Origin of the sequence: Paenibacillus albiflavus (genome assembly GCF_004344915.1) — a bacterium.
GTDB lineage: Bacteria > Bacillota > Bacilli > Paenibacillales > NBRC-103111 > Paenibacillus_AM > Paenibacillus_AM albiflavus.
The window spans coordinates 1-894 of record NZ_SKFG01000064.1; the positions used below are offsets into that span (position 1 = coordinate 1).

Here is an 894-nt window from a genome sequence, read left to right on the forward strand (position 1 = left end):
GATTGTTTAGCAGTCCAAACATTTGTAGGGGCAGAGGGTCAATTATCCAGCTTAAAAAACTTATCCGATATGGTGAATCTCGGAAGTCGTTACAGTATTCCTACAATGGGTGTAATTGCAGTAGGTAAGGAAATGGAACGAACTGATCGGTTTTTCAAGCTAGCTACTAGAATCGTAGCAGAATTAGGAGCGAATATTATCAAATCCTATTACTGTGATAATTTTGAAGAGGTCGTTGCAGCATGCCCTGTTCCAATTGTAGTTGCTGGTGGGAAGAAGCTTCTTGAAAATGAAGCCATGACTCTTGCTTATAAGGCTATCTCAGGTGGAGCAAAAGGATTAGATATGGGTAGAAATATTTTTCAAAGTCAGCATCCAATGGAAATGGCCCGCAGTATTGGAAAAATCGTTCATGAGGGTTTCACCGATAAAGAAGCATTTGAGTTCTATAATGATCTAATTCATTGATTTCAACATTGCAGATATAACAGAACATTAGGAGGAAACAGATAATGGCAGACATTGAAGGCTTGAAAGTGGCAAAAGATTATTATTTAGATACTCCGGTAGATAGCAATGGAACATATCACGTTAAGGGAGCTAGTAATGCAGAATGGGGCATGAAAAAGCACTTATCTAATATTTTCAATAAGAAAAGTGGAAATACAGTCATGTTCGCTTTCGACCATGGGTATTTTATGGGTTCCACATCGGGCTTGGAGCGATTAGATATTATTATTCCTAAAGTGATAGACGAAGTCGATGTGCTTATGGGAACTAGAGGTGCTCTGCGGACAAGTGTTGATCCAGCTTGCGGAAAGGCCATCGCTTTACGTGCGACTTCAGGTTCATCTATTCTATTTGATGATTTAAGTCATGAGATTAATGCAGTTG

General features: G+C 39.1%; 2 pseudogenes. Both read left to right on the plus strand.

Annotated features, from left to right (window positions below):
* Positions 1 to 468, plus strand: a pseudogene (locus E0485_RS24330) (3-hydroxy-5-phosphonooxypentane-2,4-dione thiolase LsrF); the annotation flags it as partial.
* 44 nt (positions 469 to 512) lie between these two features.
* Positions 513 to 894: pseudogene (locus tag E0485_RS24335) on the plus strand (3-hydroxy-5-phosphonooxypentane-2,4-dione thiolase LsrF); the annotation flags it as partial.